17 protein-coding genes and 1 tRNA gene are annotated in these 21,210 nt (G+C 71.0%); 12 read left to right on the plus strand and 6 right to left on the minus strand.

Translation table 11 applies throughout. The features are described 5' to 3' along the window. Positions 1–72 precede the first annotated feature (72 nt). Positions 73–1,266: a UDP-N-acetylmuramate dehydrogenase gene (locus LUM46_RS07305; RefSeq protein ID WP_274993128.1), complete on the plus strand. Its 1,194-nt coding sequence runs from the start codon at positions 73–75 to the stop codon at positions 1,264–1,266. An 89-nt stretch (positions 1,267–1,355) separates the two neighbouring features. Here the strand turns inward: LUM46_RS07305 and LUM46_RS07310 are convergent, their stop codons facing one another. Both LUM46_RS07310 and LUM46_RS07315 read right to left on the minus strand, forming a co-directional pair. Further along, entirely contained in the window at positions 1,356–2,411 is a 1,056-nt protein-coding gene (locus tag LUM46_RS07310; protein WP_274993129.1) for a L,D-transpeptidase family protein, read from the minus strand. A gap of 131 nt (positions 2,412–2,542) precedes the next feature. Further along, positions 2,543–3,616: an adenosine deaminase gene (locus tag LUM46_RS07315; protein WP_274993130.1), complete on the minus strand. Its 1,074-nt coding sequence runs from the start codon at positions 3,614–3,616 to the stop codon at positions 2,543–2,545. 183 nt (positions 3,617–3,799) lie between these two features. Here LUM46_RS07315 and LUM46_RS07320 point away from each other — a divergent pair, with 183 nt between their 5' ends. Then, entirely contained in the window at positions 3,800–5,746 is a 1,947-nt protein-coding gene (locus tag LUM46_RS07320; protein ID WP_274993131.1) for a serine/threonine protein kinase, read from the plus strand. Positions 5,747–5,797: 51 nt separating this feature from the next. Here LUM46_RS07320 and LUM46_RS07325 read toward each other — a convergent pair whose 3' ends face one another. From LUM46_RS07325 to LUM46_RS07340, 4 genes are read right to left on the minus strand one after another with little or no spacing between them, the layout of a single operon-like run. Beyond that, a complete protein-coding gene (locus LUM46_RS07325) occupies positions 5,798–6,409 on the minus strand; it encodes a response regulator (RefSeq protein ID WP_274993132.1) in 612 nt (203 codons plus the stop codon). Further along, positions 6,406–7,686: a sensor histidine kinase gene (locus LUM46_RS07330; RefSeq protein WP_274993133.1), complete on the minus strand. Its 1,281-nt coding sequence runs from the start codon at positions 7,684–7,686 to the stop codon at positions 6,406–6,408. Before LUM46_RS07330 ends, LUM46_RS07325 begins: the two co-directional genes overlap by 4 nt. Continuing rightward, positions 7,676–8,605, minus strand: a complete 930-nt coding sequence (locus LUM46_RS07335; protein ID WP_274993134.1) for an ABC transporter permease — start codon at positions 8,603–8,605, stop codon at positions 7,676–7,678. Before LUM46_RS07335 ends, LUM46_RS07330 begins: the two co-directional genes overlap by 11 nt. Further along, positions 8,605–9,537, minus strand: coding sequence for an ABC transporter ATP-binding protein (locus LUM46_RS07340; protein ID WP_274993135.1), 933 nt, complete (start codon positions 9,535–9,537; stop codon positions 8,605–8,607). Before LUM46_RS07340 ends, LUM46_RS07335 begins: the two co-directional genes overlap by 1 nt. A 254-nt stretch (positions 9,538–9,791) precedes the next feature. Here LUM46_RS07340 and LUM46_RS07345 point away from each other — a divergent pair. The 10 genes from LUM46_RS07345 (at position 9,792) to LUM46_RS07390 (ending at position 21,149) form a co-directional block, all read left to right on the plus strand. Continuing rightward, positions 9,792–9,867: transfer RNA gene (locus LUM46_RS07345), tRNA-Trp, on the plus strand. Between the two features lie 101 nt (positions 9,868–9,968). Continuing rightward, the gene (gene secE / locus LUM46_RS07350) at positions 9,969–10,214 is read left to right on the plus strand and encodes a preprotein translocase subunit SecE (protein WP_274993136.1); all 246 of its coding nucleotides are present in this window, start codon (positions 9,969–9,971) and stop codon (positions 10,212–10,214) included. Positions 10,215–10,461: 247 nt separating this feature from the next. Then, complete coding sequence (gene nusG / locus LUM46_RS07355) at positions 10,462–11,292, plus strand: transcription termination/antitermination protein NusG (protein WP_274993137.1); 831 nt, start codon at positions 10,462–10,464, stop codon at positions 11,290–11,292. A 74-nt stretch (positions 11,293–11,366) separates the two neighbouring features. Further along, positions 11,367–11,798 carry a 50S ribosomal protein L11 gene (rplK, locus tag LUM46_RS07360; protein WP_274993138.1) on the plus strand — a complete coding sequence of 144 codons (432 nt, stop codon included), beginning with the start codon at positions 11,367–11,369 and terminating at the stop codon, positions 11,796–11,798. A 161-nt stretch (positions 11,799–11,959) separates the two neighbouring features. Then, a complete protein-coding gene (gene rplA / locus LUM46_RS07365; protein WP_274993139.1) occupies positions 11,960–12,676 on the plus strand; it encodes a 50S ribosomal protein L1 in 717 nt (238 codons plus the stop codon). 275 nt (positions 12,677–12,951) lie between these two features. Further along, entirely contained in the window at positions 12,952–13,584 is a 633-nt protein-coding gene (locus tag LUM46_RS07370) for an RNA polymerase sigma factor (protein ID WP_274993140.1), read from the plus strand. Next, positions 13,575–14,135 (plus strand): peptidase associated/transthyretin-like domain-containing protein, encoded by a 561-nt coding sequence (locus LUM46_RS07375; RefSeq protein ID WP_274993141.1) that lies wholly within the window; start codon positions 13,575–13,577, stop codon positions 14,133–14,135. The genes LUM46_RS07370 and LUM46_RS07375 overlap by 10 nt, the downstream gene beginning before the upstream one ends. 198 nt (positions 14,136–14,333) lie before the next feature. Next, complete coding sequence (locus LUM46_RS07380) at positions 14,334–15,773, plus strand: S8 family serine peptidase (protein WP_274993142.1); 1,440 nt, start codon at positions 14,334–14,336, stop codon at positions 15,771–15,773. 26 nt (positions 15,774–15,799) lie between these two features. Then, positions 15,800–18,397, plus strand: coding sequence for a CHAT domain-containing protein (locus LUM46_RS07385; protein ID WP_274993143.1), 2,598 nt, complete (start codon positions 15,800–15,802; stop codon positions 18,395–18,397). Between the two features lie 154 nt (positions 18,398–18,551). Next, positions 18,552–21,149 carry a CHAT domain-containing protein gene (locus tag LUM46_RS07390; protein ID WP_274993144.1) on the plus strand — a complete coding sequence of 866 codons (2,598 nt, stop codon included), beginning with the start codon at positions 18,552–18,554 and terminating at the stop codon, positions 21,147–21,149. Positions 21,150–21,210 lie beyond the last annotated feature (61 nt).

A 21,210-nucleotide genomic window follows, 5' to 3' on the forward strand; every position in this document is an offset into this window, starting at 1 on the left:
ATTGGCAGACATCACCCACGGCATGTCGAAGATGTCCACAAATCTATCGCGACAGGTAGATAGGCTTGCATGGTGAGCCCATACCCGGCAGACACCGTCCAGGCGCAAGCGGTGGCCCCCAGCCTTGCCGACCTCACCACACTCCGCGTGGGTGGCCCGGCAGCCTCGTTCGTGGAGGCCGAGGAAGAGGCCGCTCTGATCGAGGCGGTGAGCACCGCCGACGATGACGGAGTGCCGCTGCTGGTCGTGGGTGGCGGCTCCAACCTGCTGGTGGCCGACGAGGGTTTTGACGGCGTCGTCGTGCGCGACACGCGCAGCGGTATCACTGTCGAGTCGGACGATTCCTGCGGTGGCGCCGTGGTGAGCGCCCCCGCCGGCCAGAACTGGGACGAGCTCGTGGAGCGCGCGGTCTTCGAGGGCTGGGTCGGTGTCGAGTCGCTCTCGGGCATTCCCGGGACGGTGGGCGCCGCCCCGGTGCAGAACATCGGCGCGTACGGCCAGGAGCTCTCCGGTGTCGTGTCGCTGGTCCGCACGTGGGACCGGGGCGAGCGACGGGTACGCACGTTCTCGGTGGGGCAGCTGGACTTCGGGTACCGCACGTCGCTGCTGAAGCGTTCGATGCACAGCGAGGGCCGGGACGAGGACCCCCGCGCTCCCTGGTACCCGTCGCCGCGCTACGTGGTGCTGGACGTCCAGTTCCAGTTCCGGCTCGGGACGTTCTCGGCGCCGGTCGGCTACGGGGAGCTGGCACGTCGCCTGGGCGTCGAGGTGGGGCAGCGCGCCCCGATGAAGGACGTCCGCGAGACGGTGCTGGGACTGCGGGGCGGCAAGGGCATGCTGCTCGACCGCCCGTCGTTCGGCGCGCAGCCGGACCACGACCGCTGGAACTCGGGGTCCTTCTTCACCAACCCCGTGATCCCCGTGGAGCACCTCGCGCACCTGCCCGAGGACGCCCCTCGCTACCCCGTCCGCTCGTCGGCGCCGGAGACCAGCACGGGCCCGAGCCTCGGCGCGATCGACCCGGCGCTCGTGAAGACCAGCGCCGCCTGGCTCATCGAACGGGCGGGCTTCGGCAAGGGCTTCGGTCTGGCGGGGGAGCACAGCCCGGCGCGGCTGTCGACCAAGCACACCCTCGCGATGACCAACCGGGGCGGCGCCCGCGCCGAGGACGTCGTGGCCCTCGCCCGCGCGGTGCGCGACGGGGTCCGCGACCGGTTCGGCGTGACGCTGGTGCCGGAGACCGTCCTGGTGGGCGTCTCCCTCTGACCGCTCCTGCCGAGGTAGTCCTCTGGCGAGGTAGTCACCCAGCGCGCACTGGGTGACTACCTCGCCGGAGGACTACCTCGGCACGGGGGTCAGTAGACGACGACCGGGGTGCCCGACGGGGCGCCCCACGTGTCCCAGATCCAGTCCATCGCGCTGTTCGAGACGCGTACGCACCCGTGCGAGGCGGGGAACGCGGGCACCGACGCCGAGCCGTGCACCGCGATGCCGCCGGTGAAGAACTTGGGCCGCCACATGTCGCCCAGCTCGAGCGTGGACGAGTGCATCGCGTTCACCTCGCGGTACACCGCGAACGACCCGCGGGGCGTGTAGGCCGTGTACGTGGTGCCCTGCGCCTCATAGGTCTCCCCGTTGCCGGACGACGCGTTGATGGTCTTGACCACCTGGCCGTTCTCGACCGCCAGCACGAGCTGCCGGTCGATGTCGATCTCCAGAACCTTGCCGGACGACGTCCGGGCCCGGGGCACGACGCCGTCGTCCGCGGCCTTCTGCGTGGCGTCGCCGACCACGCCGTCGCGGTACAGGCCACCGGCCTTCTGCAGCGCGAAGATCGCCTGCTGCGTCTCGCTGCCGTACGCGTCGTCGACAGAGGTCACGAAGTAGCCGAGGTCCTTGAGCCGCTGCTGCAGCGTGCCCACCCGGTCGCTGACCTCGCCGTACTCGATGTAGTCGGGCTTCTCGGGTTCCTCGTCCTGGGACTCCTTGTCGCCGTCCTTGCCCTTGCCGTCCGACGTCCCGTCATCCTCTTCGGACGGGCTGTCGTCGCGCTTGCCGTCGCTCCCGCCCTCGGCATCAGCCTCGGCGTCGTCCGGTGCGCCACTGCCGTTGTCGGCGCCCTCACCCGCGCCGTCGTCGGTGCCCTCGTCAGCGCCGTCACCGCTCGCCTCGGGCGACGGCTCGCTCGGCGAGGCCTCCGGTTCCTGCTCCTCGGCGCCGGGGTCCTGGCCCGGGGTGCTCTCCTCCGGGCTGGGCGAGCTCGTCGCCGCCGTGTCCGCGGGGGGCTCCTGGCCGTCGCCGCAGCCCGAGAGCAGGCCCGCCGCCAGCGCTACCGCGCCCAGCGTGCCCATGACCTTCTTGCCGACATTCCTGCCCACATCGTGGGTCGGCCTACCGTGCATTACCCGCATCGTGACTCCTCCTCGGCCGCGCCTTCTGGGGTGGCGCGGCACCACACACACGAGACGACGTCGTCCCCTCGCGAGTGTCCTTTATCCCTGACTGACGCGCGGGCGCTCAGTACGGTTGGGTCGGTTGATCGTCACCCAATCGTGACTGTACCGCCCGGGTGGAGAGCATCCAGGCTATCGGCAGGGTCCGGCGAGAGCAGCCACGCGTCGACCTCGGCGAGGAGACGGGCCTTCGTGCCGGACGACGCCCGGCTCGCCCGGATCGACGACGACGCCAGCGCGGCGAGCTCCCGGTCCGCGAAACCGTGTGCGCTCCGTGCGATCTCGTACTGGTCGACGAGCCGCGTCCCGAACAGCAGCGGGTCGTCGGCACCGAGCGCCACCAGGGCGCCGGCCTCCACCAGGGTGCGCAGCGGTACCTCGCTCGCCTCGCTGTACACGCCGAGGCCGATGTTCGAGCCGGGGTTCACCTCGAGGGCGACACCACGCTCCACGATGTCCGCGAGGACCCGCTCGTCCTCGGCGGCGCGCACGCCGTGCCCGATCCGGTCGGGGACGAGCTCCCGCATGACCTCGCTGATGTGGTCGGGGCCGAGCAGCTCGCCCCCGTGCGGCACCGCCGCGAGACCGGCACGTCGGGCGATGTCGAACGCGTGCCCGAACTGGGACGTGTCCCCGCGGCGCTCGTCGTTCGACAGCCCGAACCCCACCACCTCGCCCACGCCGTCGCCCGCGTACCGGGCGGCGAGCCGGGCGAGCGTGCGCGCGTCGAGTGGGTGCCGCATGCGCGACGCCGCGATGATCACTCCCACCTCGATCCCGTGCGCTGCGCTCGCGGCCTTGGCGGCGTCGATGACGATCTCCACGGCCGGGGTGATGCCGCCGACGAACGTGGCGTAGGAGGTCGGGTCGACCTGGATCTCGAGCCGGCCGGAGCCCTCGGCGGCGTCGTCGGCCGCGGCCTCGTCGACCAGGCGGCGCATGTCGGCCTCCGAGCGCACGCACGCGCGGGCGGCGTCGTACAGGCGCTGGAAGCGGAACCAGCCACGCTCGGTGGCGGGCAGGCGCAGCGGGTCGTTGTCGATGAGCGCCTCGGGCAGCCGCACGTGGTACGCGGCCGCCATGTCGACGAGGGTGGGCACCCGCATGGATCCCGTGAAGTGGAGGTGGAGGTGCGCCTTGGGGAGGAGTGCGAGGTCTCGCATCTGCGTAGTCTGGCAAAGCGGTGGTCCGACGGCAGCCGCGGTAGTGATACTCCGCACTACTCACACATCTTGACGTCCAGCTTTGGTGCGCGTGCGCTCCGCTACGTATCCTGAGAAGAACATGCCCCAGATAGCCGAAATGACTGAATTGCTCGACGCGCAACCACGGACACCGGTGAACCAGTGAACGAAGAGACCACGAGCGAGGACAACGCGACGGACCTCCCGGTGCACGTTGTTCTCGGCGGCAAGTACGAGCTGGTCGACGTCCTGGGCACTGGGGCAACATTCACCGTCTACGAGGCGCAGCGGATCGCAGCGGCCCCGGCTACGGAGCCCGCGGCAAGCGACGACGATGACGCGGAGACCGCCGGCACGAGCACCGACGAGGCCGGGTCCGCCAAGACGTCCGACGGCGAGACGTCCGACGACGATGCGTCCGACGACGATGCGTCCGACGACGACACGACCGCCGCGGACGACGACACGGCGTCCGACTCGGCGACCGGGCCCGAGGCCGACGCCGGGTCCGCCGTCGACGTCGACCCCGACGCGACGGCCGAGATCGCCGCGCCCGAGGAACCGGACGAGCCCGACGCCCTCGATCAGCCGCTCGTCGTCAAGGTGCTGCACCCCCACCTGGTCGACGACCAGAACGCCCGCGACTCGCTCCGGCGTGAGGTCGAGGCGTCGGCGCTGGTGGACCACCCGGGCGTCGTGAAGGTGCTGGACTCCGGCGAGGAGGACGTCGCGGGCGCGAACGTCCCCTGGACGGTGATGAACCGCATGCCCGGCGTCTCCCTGTCCGACCTCGCGGGCGACCACGGCCTGCCCTGGCGCGACACGCTGGTGATCATCGACCGTCTGCTGGAGGCGCTCGCTGCCGTGCACGCGGCGGGCTTGGTGCACCGGGACGTCGCACCGCGCAACGTGATGGTCGACAAGCAGGCCGACGGCACGTTCGTCGTCGGGCTGCTGGACCTCGGGCTCACCCGGCCCGCCGGCGGTGACGGTGACGGCGCGACGGTCGCCGGTTCGGTCATCGGGATGTCGCCCGAGCAGGCCCGTGGCAAGCCCCTCGACGCGCGCAGCGACATCTACGCGGTCGGTGCGCTCGCGTACTACACGCTGACCGGCCACGCGCCGTACGAGCGGGCGCAGGCGGAGGACGTGCTGCGGGCGCACGTGAACGCGCCCGTGCCGGCGGCCTCGGCGCGGCGCGCCGCGGTCCCGGCGTCCGTGGACCGCCTCGTCTCGCGCGCGATGGCGAAGGACCCGGGCCGGCGATTCCCCACGGCCGAGGCGATGCGCGCCACCGTGACGATCCTGCTCGGTGGCCCCGCAGGCCGGCTGGGCACCAGCGGCGAGACGATGCAGCTCGGCGTGGGCGCCGGTGGCACCGAGGTGATCGACCCGGTCGCCGGTGCGGGGGCCGGCTCGGGCACGATGAAGATGGGCCAGGTCACCGAGGGCAACGACCGCACCATGATGGTCGGTGCGGTGGGTGCCGCGGCCGTCGGGGCCGGCGTCGCAGGAGCCGCCGCGGCCGCCGGCGAGGAGCCGGCCGGCGCGGAGACGGCCACCGCTCCCGTGCCGCCCCCGGTCGGTCCGCCGCCGGTCGTGCCCTCCCCGGTGGCGCCCGAGGAGGAGCGCAAGTGGTGGCACGCCCTGACGACCGGCCGCGGCCGCGTGGTCACGATCATCGTGTTCGCGCTGCTCGTGTTCGGCGGTGCGGGCCTGGTCATCGCCAACCTCGTCAACGACCAGGGCACGCCGGTGGTCACGCCGAGGGTCACCCCGTCGACGCAGGAGCCCTCTCGGACGCCTTCGCCCTCGCCCACCCCGAGCGAGACCCAGGAGGACGAGTACGTGCCGCCTCCGGTGCCTGAGCCGGAGCCGACCGTGACGGTGACCGAGGAGCCGTCGGTGGAGCCCAGCGTGGAGCCGTCGGTGGAGCCGAGCGTGGAGCCGTCGGTGGAGCCGACGCCGAGCGTGGAGCCCAGCGTCGAACCGACGCCCACACAGGAACCGTCCGTCGAGCCGACGGACGAGCCGGTCGATCCGTCGCCCGCCCCGACGGGTGGCGAGGCCGGCGGCGACCCGTCCGCCGGCCCGGCCAGCGGCCGCTAGGTCGCTCCCGGGGTCGCGGCCCCGGGAGCGGGGCGATGCGTCCAGGAAAGCTCAGGTGATCCAGCCGCGCTCCCTGGCCACGGTCACCGCCGCGGTCCGGTCGGCGACGCCGAGCTTGGCGAACGCCCGGATGAGGTGGGTCTTGACCGTCGCCTCCGTGATGGACAGCTCGCGCCCGACCTCCGCGTTCGACCGGCCGAGCGCCACGAGCGTGAGCACCTCGGCCTCCCGGGCGGAGGGGCGCTCCGCAGCCGTGCGTACCGAGCTGACCAGGCGGGTCGCCACGCTCGGGGCCAGCACCGTCTCACCACGGGCCGCTGCCCGGACACCCGCGACCAGCGCGGCGCGGGGCGTGTCCTTGAGCAGGTACCCCGTGGCACCGGCCTCGACGGCGCGCAGGATGTCGGCGTCGGTGTCGTAGGTCGTCAGTACCACCACCCGGGGCCCGGTACCCACGATGCCGGCGGTCGCCGCCACACCGTCGAGCACGGGCATCCGCAGGTCCATCAGCACGACGTCGGGCCGCAGCGACGCGGCCAGCGTCACCGCTTCCTGCCCGTCGCCGGCCTCGCCCACCACCTCGAGGTCGTCCTCCACGGTGAGCATGCCTGCCAGCCCTGACCGCACGACCGGATGGTCGTCCACCACCAGCACCCGGATCATCCGGCCACCCCCTCAGCTTCGTCGTCCGTCCCGCCAGCAGGCGCACCAGCGTGCCCCGTGACCTGGCCGTCGACCGGCACCCTGGCGCACAGGGTGGTGCCGCCGTCGGCCCCCGGTCCGACGGCCAGCGTGCCACCTGCCGACCGCAGGCGGTCCCGCATCCCCGCCAGCCCGAAGCCGTCCGAGGCGTCCGCGCCGAGCCCACGGCCGTCGTCGGACACCGTGAGCGTCACCTCTCCCTCCGCCTGGCCCAGCCGCACGACGACGGACCGCGCCTGCGCGTGCCGCCGCACGTTCGCGAACGCCTCCTGTGCGGCTCGCAGCAGCACCACCTCCACCGTCGGCGACAACGACCCCACCCGGTCCGTCTCGACAGTCACCGCCAGGCCGGTCTCCTCCGCGAACCGGCTCCCGAGCCGGCCCAGTGCCTGGGGGAGCGAGGCGTCCTGCAGCGCGACGGGCGCGAACGCCGCCACCAGGGCGCGGGCCTCGGCGAGGTTGTCGCGCGCGGTCTCCTCGACGACGCGCAGGCGCTCGCGCACGGCGGCGTCGTCCCCGACGTCGAGACCCGCCGTCGCGGCCTGCGCCTGCATGACGACGCTCGTGAACCCCTGGGCGAGCGTGTCGTGGATCTCCCGGGCGAGGCGCTCCCGCTCGGCCAGGACCCCGGCCTCGTGGCTCGTCAGCGCCAGCTGGGTCCGTGCGACATGCAGCTTGCCGAGCAGCCGGACGTGATCCTCCGCACGTCGCATCGCCACGTGGAACCAGAGTCCCAGCCCGATCGCGAAGACCAGCGTCACCAGCATCTGCGGCACCAGCGCGCCCACGACCTCCGGGTCGAGGCCGTACCGGATCGTCATACCGACCGACACCGCCACCGCGAGCACCACGCAACCGATCACGCCGTGCCGGATCGACTCCAGCAGCATCCAGGTCTGCCCGAAGGCGATGAACAGCAGGAGCGACGCGATCCCGCCCTGCGACACCGTGACACCGGTCCCGACCACCAGCACGGCCAGGTACAGCACGGCCAGCCGCTGGTCCCGGGTGCGCGCCGCCCGCGCGCCCCACAGCGCGTAGGCCACGACGATCACGCCCATCGCGGTGTACGCGACCGCGAGCTGCGACCCCCGCGTACCCTCCAGCGCCAGGGCGACGGCGGTCAGCGCGACGATCACGCCGAACGCGGCGTCCCACCAGCGCACCTGGTTCTCCCACCCGGCGTACAGGCGCTCCAGGTCGTAGTCGCGGCCCGCCCCGGGTTCGTCAGCCGTCATCGTGACGCCGCCACCGGAACGTCCGGGCGCCGACCACGAGCGCGACAACCAGCCATGCCGCCAGTACAGCAGCCGTCGCCCCGTGCTGCCAGGACCCGGCCGGCTCGGCGGCCGCGAAGGCGTCCGGGAGGAACACCGACCGCATCCCCTGCGCGATCCACTTGAGCGGGAACACCGAGGACAGGTCGAGCATCCAGCCCGGGAGCTGGCTCACCGGGAAGAACACCCCGGACGTGAACTGCAGGACCAGGACCGGCGTGACCACCACGGCGCTCGCGGACCGGCCGGAGCGCGGCACGGACGAGTACGCGACACCGCACACCGCCCCGGCCGCCGTGCCGAGCACGAACACCCAGGCGAAGGTGGCCCAGTGGCCGGCATCGTCGGGCAGCGGGACGTCGAAGACGAGCGCGGCGACCGCGAGCAGCAGCGCGGTCTGCACCAGCACGGTGACCAGCGACAGGAACACCTTGCCCAGGAAGTACGACGTCGCCGGCAGCGGCGTGGCACGGAGGCGCTTCAGCGTCCCGTCGTCGCGCTCGACGGCGATCGACATGGCGAGCGTCTGGTAGGTGGAGAGCATGACGCCGGTCGCCACCATGCCGGGCAGGAAGTACTGCGCGAAGCTGACCGTCACACCGTCCGCGACGATCGGGTCGTCGTCGCCGAACACCGCCGCGAAGATCGCGAGCATGAGAATCGGGTAGGCGAACCCGAAGACCACCGAGTCGCGCTCGCGGACGAACTGCAGCAGCTCGACGCCACCACGGACCAGCCCCAGCCGGAGCGTGCCGGGCAGCCGCCGGGCGCTGGACGACCGCCCGCCGCGACCTGTCCGCTGGTCAAGATCCGTCCGTTGGTCGAGTCGCGTCCGCTGGTCCGGCCGGTCGAGACCCTCCGTGCCCTTCGTCGTGCTCATCACGCCGCCTTCCTGCTGCTGTCGACGTCGCCGCCGTCGGTGGTGGTGTCGGTGGTGGTGGAGGTCTCGCCGATCAGAGAGAGGTACACGTCCTCGAGCGTCGGGCGGGTCACGGACAGCCCGGGCACCTCGCCGTCCGGCCCGGCGCCCGCGATCAGCCGCGCGACGGCGGCGGTGGGCCGGTCCGTCCGCTCGGTGCGCCGTACGCCGCCGTCGTCCCACCCGACCACCGGGGTGCGGGCCTCAGGGCCGCCCAGGGTCTCGGGCGTGCCCGACGCGACCACCACGCCGTCGTGCACGACGACCACCCGGTCGGCCAGCTGGGCCGCCTCGTCGAGGTAGTGGGTGGTCAGCAGGATCGTGGTGCCGTCGTCGCGCAGCGCGGTGACGAGGTCCCAGAAGGACCGGCGGGCCTGCGGGTCGAACCCGGTGGTGGGTTCGTCCAGGAACAGCAGCTCGGGCCTGCCGACGATCCCGAGCGCCACGTCGAGCCGTCGCCGCTGCCCGCCGGAGAGCCCACGGGTCCGCGCCTTCGCCTTCTCGGCGAGGCCGACGGCGGCGATGACCTCCGCGGGGTCGCGCGCGTCGGGGTAGGACGCGGCGGCGGCCCGTACCTTCTCCAGGACCGTCAGCTCGCTCATGTCCCGGGAGTCCTGCATGACGACGCCGATGCGTGCCCGCCAGCCGCGGCCGGCGTGCCGGGGGTCCTCGCCGAGCACCACCACCTCGCCGTCGTCCCGGTCGCGGAAGCCCTCGAGGATCTCGACGGTGGTGGTCTTGCCCGCTCCGTTGGGGCCGAGGACCGCCACGATCTCGCCGTGGGCGACGTCGAGGTCGAGACCTGCGACGGCGTTCTTGAAGCCGGCGCGCGCGCTGCCGTACCGCTTGCGGAGGCCGCGTACGCGCACGGCCAGGGGATCGGGTGTCTGCATGCCGTCGAGCATGCTCCTGTCGAGGTGCGTGGCGGGACGCCCGTTCGGCTGCACCTGCTGTCCACCGTTCGATGGACAGTGCTCGATGGATAGCGCCCGACGGTCGCGCCCGTCGAGACCGCGTGGCCGCCCGGAACGAGTTCGACCTACAGCGCTGGGTACCGTACAGTTGTGCCTCGGTGATCGATCCTCGCCCCATGTTGCGCGCCTCTCCAAGGGCTCGTGTCAACACGTGACGAGGCATCGAAACACAAAGGGTAGTGGCGCAATTGGTAGCGCAGCGGTCTCCAAAACCGCAGGTTGCAGGTTCGAGTCCTGTCTACCCTGCCAGCGTGAACCCCAGCGGGGCCGCGCGCAGCGGGCCCACGTGAGTGGACCTGGAATGCCAGTCCGCGCCGACCGGCGCGCCGGGCCACAGGAGTGGGGTAGCAGTGAGCGACACCGAGGTGATCCAGAGCGCCGCGGAGCGTCCGAGCAAGGGCGGCGGCAACATCTTCGCCCGAATCGCGCTCTTCGTGCGCCAAGTGGTGGCCGAGCTCAAGAAGGTCGTCTCGCCGACGCGTTCCGAGCTCATGACGTACACGACCGTGGTGCTGGTCTTCCTGGTCGTCGTCATGTTCTTCGTGGTGGTGCTGGACTACGCGTTCGGCATGCTCGCCGGCTGGGTCTTCGCCTGATCCGGCTCTTCCGCGACAGCACGTCGACGCAGCCGTAGACGGCCCTGACCACGGTCGGCGTCGGTCCGGGTGCGCCGGACAAGCAGATGGGGCACGCTGCGCAGTACTTCGCTGTGATCGTTCTCGCCTGTTGCTGATTGTCCCTCCGCGGCACTTTCGCGCGACAATGGGCGAACACAGCTCGTAGAGGTACGCACACCCGTGCCGGGCGTAGCCCCGGCGCACGAAGAGAAAGCAGGTTCGTTTCGTGTCCCAGGACTCTCTGGACCAGACGGAGAACGTCTCGCCGTCCGACGGTGACGAGGCGGTCGTCGACGCGCCCCTGGACGCCGAGAACGCTGACGTGCCTGCGGACGCCGAGACTCCGGTCGACACCGACGCCGAGACCACGGACGAGAGCGAGGTCGAGGGCGAAGCCACCGACGAGCGCACCGTCGACGCCGACGGCGACGTCATCGTGGACGAGGTCGAGGAGTTCAAGCGAACCCTCCGCAGCCAGCCGGGTGACTGGTACGTCATCCACTCGTACGCCGGCTACGAGAAGCGCGTGAAGACCAACCTCGAGAACCGCATCCAGAGCCTCAACATGGAGGACTACATCTTCCAGGTCGAGGTTCCGATGGAAGAGGTTGCCGAGATCAAGAACGCGCAGAAGAAGATCGTGAGCCGGGTGCGCATCCCCGGCTACGTCCTCGTGCGCATGGACCTGACCGACGAGTCGTGGGGCGCCGTGCGGCACACGCCGGGCGTCACGGGCTTCGTCGGGCACACGCACCAGCCGGTGCCGCTGAGCCTCGACGAGATCTTCTCGATGCTCGCGCCGTCGATGCTGCCGCAGCCGTCGCAGGGTGGCCAGCCGGCCGCTGCCGGTGGCGGCGCGACGACCGGTGGCAAGGCCCCGGTCCACGTGGACTTCGAGGTCGGCGAGTCGGTGACCGTGACCGACGGGCCGTTCGACACGCTGCCCGCCTCGATCTCCGAGATCAACGTCGAGGCCCAGAAGCTCAAGGTCCTCGTTTCCATCTTCGGCCGGGAGACCCCGGTCGAGCTGGGGTTCAACCAGGTCGCCAAGATCTGAGTCGTCAGTTCCTCAGCATTGCAACCGGGTCATCGCCCACGGCGTCGGCCCAACCGAACAGAAGGTAGACAAGCATGCCCCCGAAGAAGAAGGTCTCCGGCCTCATCAAGCTGCAGATCCAGGCCGGCGCAGCGACGCCGGCTCCGCCGATCGGCCCCGCACTGGGTCAGCACGGCGTGAACATCATGGAGTTCTGCAAGGCGTACAACGCGGCGACCGAGTCGCAGCGCGGCAACGTCATCCCGGTCGAGATCACGGTGTACGAGGACCGCTCGTTCACCTTCATCACGAAGACCCCGCCGGCCGCCGAGCTGATCAAGAAGGCTGCCGGCGTGCCCAAGGGCTCGGCGACGCCGCACACGGTCAAGGTCGCGTCGATCACGAAGGACCAGGTCCGCGAGATCGCCACGACCAAGATGCCGGACCTCAACGCGAACGACCTCGAGGCCGCTTCGCTGATCATCGCGGGCACCGCCCGCTCCATGGGCATCACCGTCTCGGAGTGACCCCGTTGTTGTGAGCGCGATCGTTGCGCCTCTAGCGGGCGTGAAGTCTCAACGATCGCGCTCACAACGCAGCCCGACAGGGCACGGTGACCGGCGGACGTCGTCGGGCACCAGCAGTGGCAGGGCCAACGGGCCCGCTACGACCACAAGGAGAGAGAAACATGGCAAAGCGCAGCAAGGCGTACCTCGCCGCCGCAGAGAAGATCGACAGCGACACGCTCTACGCGCCGCTGGACGCGATCCGTCTCGCGAAGGAGACCGCCACCGTCAAGTACGACGCGACCATCGAGGTCGCGTTCCGGCTGAGCGTCGACCCGCGCAAGGCGGACCAGATGGTCCGTGGCACGGTCAACCTGCCGAACGGCACGGGTAAGACCGCCAAGGTCATCGTGTTCGCCAACGCCGCCAAGGCGGAGGAGGCCCGCGCGGCCGGTGCCGACGAGGTCGGTGGCGACGAGCTGATCGAGAAGGTGGCCGCCGGCTACACCGACTTCGACGCGGCCGTCGCCACGCCGGACCTCATGGGCAAGGTCGGTCGCCTCGGTAAGGTGCTGGGCCCCCGCGGTCTCATGCCGAACCCGAAGACCGGCACCGTGACGATGGACGTGACCAAGGCTGTCACCGACATCAAGGGCGGAAAGATCGAGTTCCGCGTCGACAAGCACGCGAACCTCCACTTCATCATCGGCAAGGCCTCCTTCTCGGAGGTCCAGCTGCTGGAGAACTACGCGGCCGCGCTCGACGAGGTCCTGCGCCTCAAGCCGTCGTCCTCGAAGGGTCGCTACATCAGCAAGGCGACCATGACCACGACGATGGGCCCCGGCATCCCGCTGGACCAGAGCAAGACCACCAAGCTCCTGGAAGACGTCTCGGCCTGAACCGAGCGCTCCTGAGCGCGAGAAGGCCCGCATCCCGACCAGGGATGCGGGCCTTTTTGATTTGAGTTCAGCACTATGTATCGAACCTGGTGTTCGCCCCTCTTGTCTGATGAGCGGCATCGTGCCGACGCGCGTCGAGGAGAGGGGAGTGCCTGATGGGCACAGTCTTCTACCTCCCCGGATCCGCGGTGTCGGCCGTAGACTCGGCTGGTCCAAGTGGTTCACGTCCGGTTCCGGACGTGGAAACATCCGCCAGCAGAGAATCCCGTGGTGCAATGACAGGATCAAGGGAGGCCCTGCCCGACGTCGACGGGCCCGGGCTGACGCTCGGCGATCGCGCTGCGATCGCCTTGACCGAGTACCGCGAGGGCAACCACCAGGCACTAGGTGAACTGGTGCGCGAGGCGACGCCGCTGCTCTGGCACACGGTCCGCGCGCAGGGCGTCGATCACGACGCCGCCGAGGACGTGGTGCAGAGCACCTGGGTGGCCCTCGTACGTCACGCCGACTCGATCGCAGAGCCCAAGGCTGTGCTGAAGTGGCTCCTGGTGACGGCGAAGCGCGCCGCGTGGGAAGCCGTGCGCAAGCACCGTGACGACGAGAAGCGCCGCACGGAGCTCCCGGACGACAGCCCGGAGCACCCGATGGCCCTTCCTGCGAAGGATCCGCTGCCGGACGACGAGGTGCTGCGCGAGGAACGCGACCGCATCCTGTGGATGTCGCTCCAGAAACTTCCCGGACGCTGCCAAGAGCTGCTGCGTCTGGTTTCGCTCGCCGACCGGCCGGACTACCGGTACATCTCGGCGGCGATCGGAATGCCGATGGGCTCCATCGGCTCAACTCGTGGACGCTGCTTGGCGAAGCTGCGCACCATCCTCGACGAGCAGGGGGACTTCTCGTGGGCCTGACGCCGGAACCGAACAAGGACGAAGAGGTCGTGGGGGACCTCTCGTTCGACCCGAAGGGCATGCTCGACGCCGACGACGGGGCCGTGCTGACCCGTCTTGCCCAGCTGGTCGATGCGGTGGACCCGGTGCCGAGCGATCTCGTCGAGCGGTCGCTGTTCGCGATCACACTGGCCGGCCTGGAGGCCGACCTGATGGAGGCGGCCTACCTCGACGCGCCGCTCGCCGGCGTCCGGGGGGCTGCCGCAGCAGCGCGCGCTGACGACACCGCGCCCGCCGAGGCAAAGACCATCACCTTCACGCACGACTCGCTGACCGTCATGATCAGCCTGTCCCCGTCCACCGGTGGCCGGGTACGGATCGACGGCTGGGCCGCTCCGGCGGCCGGGCTGGACGTGGAGCTGCACCGACCGGGTGCCGACGTCGTCACGGTCGCCTCCGACGAGGACGGCCGGTTCTCGTTCGACTCCGTCGAGCGAGGCCGCGCGAGCCTGGTGGTGCGCCGCACCGATGGCGGTGGTGGTGCCGTGAGCACGCCGGTCATCGAACTTTGAATTTCTGACCTGTTGGATACCTGACCCGGCTGTGGGGGCGCGGCGGGGTGAGCCGAGTGCGCCTATCGATGGAGAGGTACTGCTGTGAGTGAGCCCATGCCCGAGTCCGAGCTGCAGGTCAGAGACCACGGCGGCACCTGGTGCCGTGTGCGGGACCTCGATCCTGCACGGGTCTCTTCCCGTCGCCAGGGTCGGCTGATGCCTACGCGTTACGTCGCGGACCGATTGATCGTACGGGCGGTGGCTGACGTCGAGAGTGACACCGTGGTGGGTATGGTTCGCGAACGCGCGGCAGCACGTGGGTTGGAACTGGAAGAGACCGCTTTCGAGGAAGCGGCGTCACGTGCAGCGGCGTCCGGTGCCCCCGGGGCACGGCCAGGGCTTGCGTTCCGGATCTTGGCGGGGGAGCAGAGCACGACCCATGGGGATGTATGGGATCTCCTGGACGAGGTGGCGGACGCAGTCGAAGGTGAGGACCGGCGTCGAGTGTCGCTGGACCACGTGCTGACCGGACACGGAAAGTGGCAGGGACATGGGCGCCCCGTCGGTCGTGAACCAGCCGTCTTCCTGGGGCCGGCCCCACGGCGCGCGCTCGCGGGCGGAGCCTCGCCTTTGACGGCTGCGGACGGGACGGTTCGACCCGTCGTCGCAGTTCTCGACTCCGGAATCGGCACTCACCCTTGGTTCGACGAGGCTACGTCCGTTGTCCTGCGCGGAGCGACGCTCGACGGGGAGCCGATCGGTACGGGCGCTGAGGACGAGCCGTTGTATGACGCTGAGGTACGCGGCCGACGTCGTGATGACGTCGCGTACCTCGACACCTATGCGGGGCACGGAACGTTCATCGCCGGTGTCGTGCACCAGGTCTGTCCCGACGCGGCGATCATGCCGGTACGAATCTTCGGGGGCGACGGGCGTGTGCGGGAATGGGACCTCGCACGCACGCTGGAGAAGCTTCTGGAGTTCCACCTGCGCGGGGTTGCAGGGGCAGCGGGGTACTGGCCGGTCGACGTCGTGGTGCTTAGCGGCGGTTTCTATGCGGAACGGCCGGAGGACGATGAGGACTACGAGGGTGTGCTGCGCGGACGTCTGCGCGACCTGCGCCGGGTCGGAGTACTTGTCGTGGTATCCGCGGGGAACGACGGTTCGACCAGGCCGATCTTCCCTGCAGCGTGGGCGCCCCGAGTCCGGCGCACGCCGGATGGCGCTATCCCGCTCAGTGATGCGGACCTGTGCTCGGACTACACACCGTTGCTCCCCGTTACGGGAGACAATCCGGACGGCACACTGGCTGACTTCAGTAACGACGGTCCTTGGGTGATCGCGGCACGTCCTGGTGCACACGTGCTGAGCTCCATGCCCACCACCTTCGACGGTGCTGAGCTTCCTTGGCAGAGCGGGGACGGGCTGCGGCGCACGGTCGATCCGGACAACTTCAGCAGTGGATTTGGCCTGTGGAGCGGCACCTCGTTCGCCGCGCCGGTCCTGGCCGGTGAACTCGCTGCTGCCCTCTTGCAGGGGCGGGTTCCGGGCTCGTCCGCGGTGCCCGAGCCCGGTACCGACTCACGTGTTGCGGCGGCCTGGCATGCTGTCACGAGAGTGGGCGACCTTTACACCGAGGCGCCTACACCTGCCTGACTATTTGCTGAGTATGGTGGTGCCGCATGAGCCGAGTGGACTGGGGCGAGCTCGAGCAGCGCTATACCGACGCTCGGACCCTGAACGACCAGTACCAGCCGGTTGATGCTCTGGCCGCTTTCCGTGCTCTTGTCACAGATCTCGGTAAGGCAGAGCCACGTTCGGAACGTGCGACCGAGCAACGTTCTCGGCTCATGGTCCGATCCCACCTCGGTCTCGCCCTGGCGACATACGAGTCCTCGATGGACGGTGCAGCCACGGCCTCGGCGCTGGATCGGGCAGCCGCCGAGGCCGAGGCGGCGCCTGAATCGATTCGTCGGGGACTCGTCGGACTTGTCTCCGGGCAGCGCGGCGTCGTTCTCCTGCGCAGCGGCCAGTTCGCCGAGAGCCTTGCTCACATCTCCGCATCGCTGGCCGCGCATGACCCGGACGATCTGCGCAGTCGTGCGATCGACCATCTCAACCGCGGCTTCGCGCTGATGCAGGTCGGGCGGATCGCTGAGGCGCTCAAGGACCATGAAGCGGCGCACCAGCACGCCGAGGCCGACGGCAACACCCGTACCCAGTCGTTTGCACTCCACAACATCGGCTACGTTCGCCACCTGATGGGCGACCTCCCCGGTGCGCTGATGGCGATGGAGAAGGCGCTCGAAGTACTTCCGGACGAGAGCACAGCGATCGACATGCTCGGCCGTGCCGAGGCCCTCTTTGAGGGAGGGCTGGTGGCCGCAGCGGACGAGCTGCTCACCGAGGCGATCCCTCAGCTCAAAGCCTCGCGGCTTCGTCCCGAACTTGCGGAGGCTGAGTACTATCGTGCCCGCTGCCTCCTCATCCTGCTCCGTTTTGACGACGCTCAGACACTCGCTGCTCACTCTCGCCGGCACTTTGAGGCTGTCGGCCATGTTCCGCGAGCAGTGTTGTCTCGAGTGCTCGAGTTGGATGCTGCGTTGGCCGCAGGCCGACGTAGTGACCGACTCACTCGTGCTAGTGCGCGCCGTCGGGCGGCACAAGCCCTGGCCACCGTGGTCGAAGGAGATGCCGCCGGCCCGGTCCTCGGGCAGCACCCGGGTCATGCCGCTCGCCTGGTGGCCGCGCAGTGGCTTGTTATTGCTGGGGACCTCGACGCAGCTCGGGGCACGCTGCAGGAACTGCCTCGCGGTATGAAGAGCGCCCCGCTGACCATGCGTGTCCAGCATTACACCGTTCAGGCCGAACTCGCGTTCGCGGAGGGAAACCGGGCGCGCGGCCTCCGTGCAGTCCGGCGGGGCGCGAGGTTGCTCGCGGACCATCGGAGCCGTCTCGGCTCGGTCGAATCAGTCACTGCGGCAGCTGCTCACGGGGAGGACCTGACCCGAGTTGACGTCGAGACGGCAGTCGCGACGGGCCGTCCGGCTGCCATATTCGATGCACTGGAGCGCGGCCGTGCCACATTCGCCGGCGCTGGGCGTGTCACTCCGCCAGAGGACCCGGAGGCGGCCGCACTACTGACCGAGGCTCGTGGCCTACTCGCGAAGGCGCGTGAGCTCGAGACGACCGAGGCGAAGGAGCGGGAACGGCTGACGCACCGTGCGCGCCGCATTCAGGACCGGGTCAGGGAGCGGTCATGGCGGCACGCGGGAAACGGAGGCGTGGTCCAGAGCCCGGTCACGGCGCGGGAGATGCATCGCGTTCTGGAAGAGCGCGATGGCGATCCGGTGGTGGCGAACTTCGTCAGCATCGGTGGCCGTCTTCGTTGTGTGCGCGTTGATTCCCAGGGCGTGAAGACCATCGAAATAGGCCCCGTGAAGGACGTGACCGAGCGGATTCGCCGCCTCGGCGCGGACTTCGCCATGGCCGCCAACGACCTCATCCCGGCACCCCTGCGAGGAGCGGCCAATGCTTCTCTGGTTCGCAACCTCAAGATCCTCGATGACCTCCTCCTCGGCAGCCTCCGCGCCGACGGCGACCTCTACGTCGTTGCCCGCGCCCCCCTGCTCAGCGTCCCCTGGACAGCACTCCCCTCCCGCAGCGGCCTCCGCACCGCCGTCAACTCGTACGTCGCCCGGGGCCGTACCCACGCCCGCCCCAGCGGCAAGCGCCGACTCCTGGCCGCGGCCGGCCCTGGCGTGAAGCACGGCACCGAGGAGGCGCACGCCGTCGGCCGCCAGTGGCCGGGCGCAACCGTGCTGACCGGGGAGCACGCCGTCACCGAGCACGTCCGCACCGCCCTCGCCACGCACGACGTCGTGCACCTCGCTACCCACGGCCAGCACGACGCCGACAACCCCCTCTTCGCGAGCATCGACCTCGCTGACGGCCCGCTGTTCGCCCACGAACTCGACGGGACACCGCTGCCGGGGTCGGTGGTGATCCTGTCGTCGTGCGAGGTCGGCGGTTCCACCCAGGTGCTCGGTGGGGAGGTCCTGGGCCTCACCTCTGTGCTCTTGCGCCTCGGCGCGCGCGCGGTCATCGCGTCGGTCGCCAAGCTCTCCGACGAGCTGGCCGCCCGTGTCATGCCGCGCCTCCACGCCCACCTGCGGGAGTCCGACGACCCGGAGGCTGCGCTCGCGGCAGCCCTTAAGGACGTCGCGGAGCCGGTGCCGCTCGTCTGCTTCAGCTCGGTCGAAGGTCTCGCCACCGCGTGACTTGAACGGGCGAATCACGATCATCGCCGCCGCCTTCGCCCGGCCCGAGCCCGTGACCTGCGACATCGGAAGGGGCGGTGACATAAGGCCGCGCACCCCGCTAGCGTGTCCCGCCTGACGCCCGCGACGGCGTGGAAATGGCAATGGGGGCGACATGTGGCCGGAACTTGAGGCGGAGCTGCTGGCCGCGCGGGAGCTCAACTCCCGTTCGCGGCCGGGCGATGCTCTGCCATTGTTCCGGCAGGTGCTCGACCGGCTCCGGGCCATGGACCTCACCGACCTCGAGCCCACTGACCACGAGCGCTGGACCGAGGGCATGGTCCGTTCCCTGGCGGGCGAGGCAGTCTCCGTCCAGGCCGTCGAGGACACGCTCGACAAGCCGCTGGCACTCCTCGAGGACGCCGATGCCCGCACCGAGACCGCGACGCCGGCGGTCCAGGCCCGTCTCGTCGCCGTCGTCGACGGGACGCGTGGACTGCTGCTCCAGCGCGCGGGCCGGCAGCTCGACGCCATGGCCGCCTTCGACAGGGTGCTCGCGGACTCGGCGCTGCTCCCCGCGCGAGACCTCGCGGCGGCGCTGCTCAACCGGGGCGCGACCGCCATCGAGCTGGGCCGGCTCGACGCGGCGCTCCGGGACTTCGACGTCTGCCACGACAAGGCGATGCGCGCCGGCCTGTCCGCCGTCGCCTCCCTCGCCCTGCACAACACCGGGTTCGTGCGTTACGCGCTCGGCGACCTGCCGGGGGCACTGCGGGCCATGGCTGCGGCCCGCGCCGTCGACCCGGAGCGGGACGACGGCCTCCTGGAGATCGGGCGCGGCGCCGTCCTCTACGAGGCGGGGCTGCTGGAGGACGCCGAGCGCGTGCTCACCCAGGCCATCTCGCGCATGACCGGTCCGGGTCGGGCGCCGCACCGTGCCGAGGCCGAGTACTTCCGTGCGCGCTGTCTCATGGCTCTGCACCGGTGGGACGAGGCCCGTGTCAGTGCGGCCGTCGCTCGGCGGCACTACGCCGGGGTGGGCCACCCGCAGCGGGCGGCGGTCGCACACGTCGCGGAGCTGGAGGCGATCCTCCTGCCGATCCGGCGTGGCGAGGCGCCCGTACCGGACGACGCACGTCACCGCGCCGAGCAGGCACTCGAGGCCGCGGAGGCCGGCGACGAGGTCGACCCGCTCCTCGGGCAGCACCCCGGCCTGGCCGCGCGCTTCGTCGCCGCGCAGTGGTACGTCCTGGCCGACGACGTCGCAGCCGCCCGTGCCGTCCTCGACAACCTCCCGGACCGCGTGGCCGACGCCCCACTGAGCACCCGGATCCAGCAGCAGACCGTGCTCGCCCAGATCGCGTTCGCGTCGGGGGACCGGGACAAGGGCATCGCCGCCGTGCGTGCCGGACTGAGCCTGCTCGCCGACCACCGCGTGGGCCTCGGCTCGGTGGAGTCCGTGACGGCCGCCGCGGCGCACGGGGTCGACCTCCAGCGCACCGACGTCGAGGCCGCCGTCCGGACGGGCCGACCCGATGCCTTGTTCGAGGCGCTCGAACGCGGCCGCGCCACGTTCGCGGGAGTGGGCGGCGCGGCCGCGCCGGACGACCCCGCCGTGCGGGCGCTCGTCACGGAGGCCCGCGGTCTCGTCGTCCGGGCCCGCACCCTCACGGACCAGGAGAGCGCCCCCGAGCGTGCGTACCTGTTCGAGCGCTCCGGCAGGCTCCTGGCTACGGCCCGCGAGCGTGCCTGGCACCGCACGGGCGCCGACGAGGCCGCGGCCGAGGAACGCCCCGCTACCGTCGCGGAGGTGCGTGCTCTTCTCTCCGCCCGCGACGACGGAGCCGTGGTCGCCAACTTCCTGGTGATCGACGGCGTCCTGCGGTGCGTCCGCCTCGACGCGAACGGCGAGCGAATCGTGGACCTGGGCACCCGGGCCGACGTCGCCGAGCGGGCCCTGCGTGCCCGCGCCGACCTCGGGGTGTGCGCCAACGACCTCGTGCCCGCGGCGCTGCGCTCTGTCGCCCGGCGCTCCCTGACCCGCAACCTCCGCGCACTCGACGAGCTCCTCGCCGTACCTCTGGCGGCCGACGGCCCGCTGTACGTCATCGGCCGGGACCCGCTGGTCGGGGTGCCGTGGACCGCGCTCCCGTCCCGGCGGGGCAAGCGCACCACCATGCGCTCCTACGCGGCGCGCGGCCGGGCACACCCGTGGCCGGGGGAGGGACACCGGCTCCTTGCCGCCCATGGACCCGGCGTGACACTCGGTGCGGGCGAGGTGCAGGCCGTGGGCACGGTGTGGCCCGGCGCGACGGTCCTGACCGGCTCCGCCGCCACGACGACGGCCGTGCGCGAGGCGCTCGCCACGCACGACATCGTGCACCTGGCGACCCACGGCAGGCACGACGCCGACAACCCGCTCTTCGCCTCCATCGACCTGGCCGACGGCCCCCTGTTCGCGCACGAGCTGGACGGCACCCGGCTGCCCGGCTCGGTCGTGATCCTGTCGGCGTGCGAGGTCGGCGGCTCGTCCCAGGTGGTCGGCGGGGAGGTCCTGGGCCTGACATCGGTCCTCCTGCGCCTCGGCGCCCGCGCCGTCGTCGCGGCGGTCGCCCCGCTGTCCGACGCCGTCGCCGCCCGCGTGATGCCACGCTTCCACGCCCACCTCCGCGCGACCGACGACCCGGAGGCGGCGCTCGCCGCAGCGCTCGCGGACGAGCCGGAGCCGGCGCCGCTGGTGTGCTTCGGTTCCCTGGAGGGCCTGCACCGCTGACAGCGGGTGTGGCGCGGGCCACGCCCGCCCGTGCAGCAGCACCCGCATGGCCATGTATGAT

Origin of the sequence: Promicromonospora iranensis, from assembly GCF_028994805.1 — a bacterium.
In the GTDB taxonomy this organism is placed as follows: Bacteria; Actinomycetota; Actinomycetes; order Actinomycetales; family Cellulomonadaceae; genus Promicromonospora; species Promicromonospora iranensis.